The sequence below is a fragment of the Mesorhizobium sp. M7A.F.Ca.CA.003.01.2.1 genome, assembly GCF_003998945.1.
Classification (GTDB): domain Bacteria; phylum Pseudomonadota; class Alphaproteobacteria; order Rhizobiales; family Rhizobiaceae; genus Mesorhizobium; species Mesorhizobium ciceri.
Genome location: NZ_RZRA01000250.1, coordinates 1 through 6,302, shown reverse-complemented (window position 1 = coordinate 6,302; position 6,302 = coordinate 1). Strand labels below are relative to the sequence as shown.

The following is a 6,302-nucleotide window of genomic DNA, read 5'->3' as shown; positions in this document are numbered from 1 at the left end:
GCCCTGTGCTGGCCGGGCGCCAAGCTGCTGGCCGCGGAGCCCTTGCCGGCCAGCGGCATGGCTTTCCTGCTGCTCGCCCTGTCGTCGGTGTCCTTCGACGGCCTGTCGAAAACCTTCTTCTGGCTCGGCCTGTTCGGCATCAACCCGCTCGAATTTCCCGGCCGCACGGCGCTGATCGGCAGCGGCACTTTCGGGCTGATCCTGACATTCGCGCTGCTGGCGGCGGTGTTCCTGCTTGCCGCCTGGCTCGGCCAACGTCTTGCCGGCAGCGACCACATTCTTAACCAGGCGGCCGGTCAGCTGGTGTGGTCGATCGTGCCGATCGCGCTTGCCTATCACATTGCGCATTATCTGACGGCGCTGCTCGTCGACGGCCAATATGCGCTTGCGGCACTTTCCGATCCGTTCGCGATGGGCTGGAACCTGTTCGGCACCGCCGATATGCAGATCGAGGCCGGCATCGTTGCGGGGGCGGACTCTGCGTGGTGGCTGTGGAATATCCAGGCCGGCGCCATCATCCTGGGGCATGTGCTCGCCGTCCTCGTCGCTCACGGCTTCGCCTGGCGCCTGCACCCACAGCCCTCCCGCGCGGCCCTCAGCCAGTTCCCGCTTACCTTGCTGATGGTCGCCTACACCGTCTTCGGCCTCTGGTTGCTTGCCACGCCGACTGTCGGATGAGAAAAGGCGACCAGCATGCCTTCGGGGAAAGCCCGCTTGCCACGTCGGGGCTTTGGTGATTTAGTTTGTACACATGCGATTTTTTGCCTCGTTGCAGCCAGTCAAAACTCAAAAACAGGGGAACTGCCGTGACTGACAAGAATGGGTTTTTCGATCTCTCCAGATCCACGCTCACCCGCCGCACCGCACTGAAAGGTCTGGCCGCAGGCGCCGGCCTCGGCCTTGCCCCTGGCTTCGTCCGCTATTCCCAGGCGCAGAGTTCGGCGCCGATCAAGATCGGCTTCCAGTCGCACCGCACCGGCATCGGCGCTGCCTATGGCCGCTGGTACGAAAAGACGACGGCTGCCGCGGTCAAGGCGATCAATGCCGCCGGCGGCATCAATGGCCGCCAGGTCGAGGTGATCATCGAGGATGACGGCACCGATCCCGGCCGTGGCGCCGAGGTGGTCGGCAAGTTCGCCACCCAGCACAAGACCGACATCGTCTTCGGCACGCTGTTCTCGCATGTCGTCATCGGCTCGGCGCCCGCCGCCGGCGAAAACAAGATGCCCTATTTCGTCGTCAGCGAAGGCCATCACGTCGCCTCGACCAAGCTGAACCGCTATGTCTTCCAGCCCGGCATCACCGACGTGAAGAGCCAGATCCAGTCGATGGCGCCGTGGATCGCGGCCAATGCAGGCAAGAAGGTGACGCAGATCTTCCCGGATTTCGCCTTCGGCTACGACCACCGCGACTACCTGCCGCCGGCGCTGAAGGCGCAAGGCGGCGAGGTCATCGCGCAGATCGCCATCCCGCCGACAGAATCGTCCTTCACCAAGTATTTTCCGCAGATCCCGGCCGAGACCGAGGTGATCTACCACGTCATGGTCGGCCCGGCCGTGCTCACCTTCGTCAAGGAGCTTGGTGAGTTCTACGGCTCCAACCGGCCGCAATTGTTCGGCTTCATCGATTCGCTCGAAGCCACCGACATCAACAGCCCCGGCCTCGAATTCCTCGATGGCAGCCATTTCTGGGAAGGCTCGCCGCGCTATGCGCAGGCCGATGATTCCGAGGCGCAGAAGGCCTATCGCGCTGCTGTCGGCATCGACGACAATGGCGCCGCCGTCGGCGACCCCAAGGACGTCTCCACCGCAGCCCACATGTTCGGCTGCTGGGAAACGCTCTACGTCGTCAAGAAGGCGATGGAGGACGCCGGCTACAAGGGACCGGAAGACCGCGCCAAGCTGGTCGAGGCGACCGAGGCGCTGACCGAATTCGCCGAAGGTCCGGAACATCCGCAGGGACCGAAGACCTTCAACGGCAAGATCCACCAGTGCTTTGGCATCCAGAACATCTCCAAGATCGAAGGCGGCAAGCTCAAGGTCGTGCACAAGACCAAGATCGAGGACGGACTTTACGAGGCCGAAGGGGATTATACGACGCAGGCGCTGTGAGCTTAGCGCAGCAGCGTGAGCGCCAAGGCCCCCCCCTCTGGCCTGCCGGACCCGGCCCTTCGCTGTCGCTCCGGGCGTTCGTCGTTCGGAAAGCCAAGCAATTGGCTTTCCGTCCGCTGCGCGGACCACTCCTCACCCCCCGCAAGGGGCGCGATTGCGCTATCGCTGGGCGTGTAGCATGCACTTCGGTCCCCACCTCCTCCTCGCCGCCCTCGAAGGCCTCGTCACCTCAGCCGTGCTGGCGCTGACCGCGCTCGGCCTGTCCTGGTGGTCAATGTCGCGCACGGTGAGTTCTTCATGCTGGGCGCCGTGCTCGCCTGGGCGATCACCACAGCCATTGGCGGCCATCCGGCGCTCGGCTTCCTGGCCGCACTTGTGATTGCTCCGCTGATCGTCGGCGCCATTGCGCTGGTCGCCGAACGGCTGGTGCTGCGCCGGCTCAACTACAATCCGGAAGCCACCATCGTCGCCACCATCGGCATGCTCTACATCATCCAGCAGCTGGCGCTGACCTTCTACGGTCCGGAGGCGCGGCCGGTGGAGCCGCCGTTCAGCTACCGCATCCTTCTGCCGTGGTTCGGCTACTCCGGCTACAAACTGTCTGTCATCGCCACTTCCGCGCTGCTGCTCACCGCGACATGGCTGGTGCTGACGCGCACCAAGGTCGGCCTCGTCATGCGCGCCACGCAGTATGACAGCGAGACGGCGCAGGCCTTCGGCATCCCCGTCGGCCGCGTCTATGGCGGCGTCTTCGCGCTTGGCGCCATGCTGGCGGCCATTGCCGCAGTGCTGATCGTGCCGATCAGCCAGGCGCATTACCTGATGGGGCAGGACCCGCTGCTGCTCTCCTTCATCGTCGTCATCATCGGCGGCCTCGGCTCGCTGCGCGGCACGGTCGTCGCCGCCGTGCTGATCGGTCTCTCCGACGGCATCATCTCGATGTTCTTCTCGCCGACGCTGGCCAAGATCATCGCCACGCTGCTGGTCGCCATGGTGCTGGTGTTCCGTCCGCAAGGCTTGTTCGGGACGAGGTCGCGATGAGCGAAGCTTCGCCGGTAAAAGCCTATGCCATGCATCTCGGCGTCGTCGGGCTGCTTTTCGTGCTGAGCTTCCTTCTGCCGGAATACTATCACGGCCTGCTCGCCCGCATCATGGTGCTGGCAGTGTTCGCCATGGGCTACAACATGCTGTTCGGCTATGTCGGCCTGCTCAGCCTCGGCCATGCCATGTTCTTTGCCGCCGGGCTCTATGGCGCCGGCCTTGCCGTCATCCAGCTCGGCTGGAGCGTACCAGCGGCGTTCGCCGCGGGGCTTGCCTGTGGTGTTGTTGTGTCACTCGTGATCGGCCTGCTGGCGCTGCGCACCACCGGCGTCGCCTTCATGATCGTCACCATGATGTTCGCGCAAGTGTTCTACCTCCTCATCCTCTACTTCGCGACGTGGACCGGCGGCGACCAGGGCATGGTCGTGCCGCAGCCGGCCCGTGTGCTCACCTTCGGCGCGACATCGCTCGAGCTCACCAATCCGACCGTTCGCTACATGACGGCGCTGGCGCTGTTTTCGATCGTGCTTCTCGTCACATTGGCCATCGTCCGCTCCCGGTATGGCCGCGTGCTGGTCGCCATCCGCGAGAATGAGGAGCGGACGAAGATGCTGGGATACGACACTTTCTCCAACAAGCTCGCCGCCGTCGTCATCTCCGGCATCATCTGCGCCGGCTCGGGTGCCGCCTATGCGCTGCTGTTCGGCTATGTCGGATCGAGCTTCGCGTCGGTGCAGTATTCGATCCTGCCGCTGCTGTGGGTGCTGCTGGGCGGTGCTGCAACAACGCTCGGGCCGCTGATCGGCACGCTGTTCATGTACTATGTCATCGATATCACCAGCGGCTACACCTCCGCCTATCTGCTGATCGTCGGCATCGCGCTGATCCTGCTTGTGCTGTTCTTCCCCAAAGGCATTCTGGGCAGCATTAGGCAGCGCTGGCTCGGGTGGCTGCCATGATGCCGCTTTTGACCACCAAGGGCCTTTCTCGCGACTTCGGCGGCCTGCGTGCCGTCGACCGTGTGGATTTCTCCTTGATGCCGGGCGAAATCCGCGCCGTGATCGGCCCCAATGGAGCGGGGAAGACCACCTTCGTCAGCCTGGTCAGCGGCCGCATCCAGCCGTCTGCCGGCATGATCGTCTTCGACGGCGCCGACATCACCAATCTGCCTGCCTATGTCAGGGTCCGCAGGGGGATCGCCTACACCTTCCAGCTCACCAGCGTCTATGCCAACCTGTCCGTCTACGCCAACGTCGCGCTGCCCGCGCAACTGACGCTGCGGCATGGCAGCCATTCCAGGAGCGCGATACAGGCCGCTGTCATGACCGCACTCGAACGCACCGGCCTGGCCGATCGCGCCCACATGCCGGCCGGGCAGTTGTCCTACGGCCATCAGCGCCTGCTGGAAGTGGCGATGGGGCTGGCGCTGAAGCCGCGCCTTTTGATCCTCGACGAGCCGACGCAAGGGCTGGCCGACAGCGAGATCGACAATTTCATCACCCTGGTGCGCGAGATCGCCAAGAACGCCACCGTGCTTCTGATCGAGCACAACATGCCTGTCGTCATGCAGCTGGCCGACCGCATCACTGTCTTCAATGCCGGCAAGATCCTCGCCGAAGGCACGCCCGAAGCGATCCGCGAAAACGCGGCGGTGCAGGAAGCCTATCTGGGGACTGCCCCATGACCGAGGCAAACCAGGCCGAGGCCACGCCTCAAGCACTCACCATTTCGCGGCTCGACTGCTTCTATGGCGAGGTCCAGGTGCTCTATGGCCTCGACCTGGTGCTGAACAAAGGCGAGGTGCTGTGCCTGTTCGGCCGCAATGGCGCCGGCAAGACGACGACACTCAAGGCCATCATGGGGCTGGTCCCCTCGAGCGCCGGCTCGATCAGGCTCGATGGCAAGGAGTTGACCGGCCTGCCGGCGCATGAGGTGCCGAAGGCCGGCGTCGCCTATGTGCCGCAGGGAAGGCGACTGTTCGCCGAAATGACGGTGGCGGAAAACATCGAGATCGGCCTGATGGCGCGCGGCAAAGGCAAGGCGACGCGTGAAAACGTGCTCGACCTCTTTCCATTGCTGCGCCAGCGGCTGCGGCAGCGTTCCGGCACACTGTCCGGCGGCGAACAGCAGATGCTGGCGATGGCGCGTGCACTCTGCCTCGAACCGCAGGTGCTATTGCTCGACGAGCCGACCGAAGGACTGATGCCGTCGATGATCGCCAAGATCCGCGAGACGGTGTCGACGCTGCGTGACATGGGCGTGTCGACCATCCTGGTCGAACAACGGGTCGATGCAGTGCTTTCTGTCGCCGACCGCGTTGCTTTCGTCGAAAACGGCCGCAACCGCGAGACGGTCGATGTCGAGGAATTGCGCGCCGACCCGTCGGCGGTGCGCCGTTATGTCGGCGTGGGTTGATCAGCCGAAGAACAGAAAACCCGCTACCAAAAATGTCGGGATCAGCACCAGGCCCGACCATGCCATATAGCCAAAAAAGCCCGGCATCTTCACGCCGCGATGTCGGGCGATGGCGTAGACCATGAAATTCGGCGCATTGCCGATATAGGTGTTGGCGCCCATGAACACCGCGCCGGCCGAGATCGCGGCAAGCGTCGAAGCGAACTCCGTCATCAGGTGCCGGGGGTCACCGCCGGCAAGCTCGAAGAACACCAGATAAGTCGGCGCATTGTCGAGGAAGGATGACAGCGCCCCGGTCAGCCAGAAATAGGCGAGATCGTTGGGCTGGCCGGAGGAAGAACTCACAAGCGACACCAGCGGCGCCAGCGCACCCTCATGGCCTGCCCTGAGGATGGCGATGACCGGCACGATGCAGATGAAGATGCCGGCAAACAATTTGGCCACCTCTGCTATCGGACCCCAGTTGAAGCCATTGGCCTCGCGGTATTCCTTGCGCGAAATGACAAGTGAAACGAGGGCGAGCGCCAGGATCATGGCGTCGCGCACCAGGTTCTGCAGTTCCAGGCTGACGCCGAACACGGAGAAGCTGACGCCCGGCTTCCAAGCCGCCGATAGCAGGATGGCGCCGATCACCCCCGCCAGCAGCGGAAGGTTGGCCAGGCCGCGCAGGCGCACCTTGGTATCCGGTGTCGGGTCCTTGATCTTCGGCGCGCCAGCCTCGCGCCGGTGCAGGAT

5 protein-coding genes and 2 pseudogenes are annotated in these 6,302 nt (G+C 64.0%); 6 read left to right on the top strand and 1 reads right to left on the bottom strand.

What is annotated here, in order from left to right:
* The 6 genes and pseudogenes from EN969_RS12725 to EN969_RS12700 all read left to right on the top strand — a co-directional run.
* Positions 1–678, top strand: a pseudogene (locus tag EN969_RS12725) (hypothetical protein); the annotation flags it as partial.
* A gap of 128 nt (positions 679–806) precedes the next feature.
* Complete coding sequence (locus EN969_RS12720) at positions 807–2,111, top strand: ABC transporter substrate-binding protein (RefSeq protein WP_013528442.1); 1,305 nt, start codon at positions 807–809, stop codon at positions 2,109–2,111.
* Positions 2,112–2,289: 178 nt separating this feature from the next.
* Positions 2,290–3,152, top strand: a pseudogene (locus EN969_RS12715) (branched-chain amino acid ABC transporter permease).
* Positions 3,149–4,111 carry a branched-chain amino acid ABC transporter permease gene (locus EN969_RS12710; RefSeq protein ID WP_063169741.1) on the top strand — a complete coding sequence of 321 codons (963 nt, stop codon included), beginning with the start codon at positions 3,149–3,151 and terminating at the stop codon, positions 4,109–4,111. Before EN969_RS12715 ends, EN969_RS12710 begins: the two are co-directional and overlap by 4 nt.
* Positions 4,108–4,836: an ABC transporter ATP-binding protein gene (locus EN969_RS12705; RefSeq protein ID WP_063169740.1), complete on the top strand. Its 729-nt coding sequence runs from the start codon at positions 4,108–4,110 to the stop codon at positions 4,834–4,836. Before EN969_RS12710 ends, EN969_RS12705 begins: the two co-directional genes overlap by 4 nt.
* Positions 4,833–5,567 (top strand): ABC transporter ATP-binding protein, encoded by a 735-nt coding sequence (locus tag EN969_RS12700; RefSeq protein ID WP_063169739.1) that lies wholly within the window; start codon positions 4,833–4,835, stop codon positions 5,565–5,567. Before EN969_RS12705 ends, EN969_RS12700 begins: the two co-directional genes overlap by 4 nt.
* Here the strand turns inward: EN969_RS12700 and EN969_RS12695 are convergent.
* A partial coding sequence (locus EN969_RS12695; RefSeq protein ID WP_206520982.1) for a sodium:proton antiporter occupies positions 5,568–6,302 on the bottom strand: 735 nt, incomplete at its 5' end.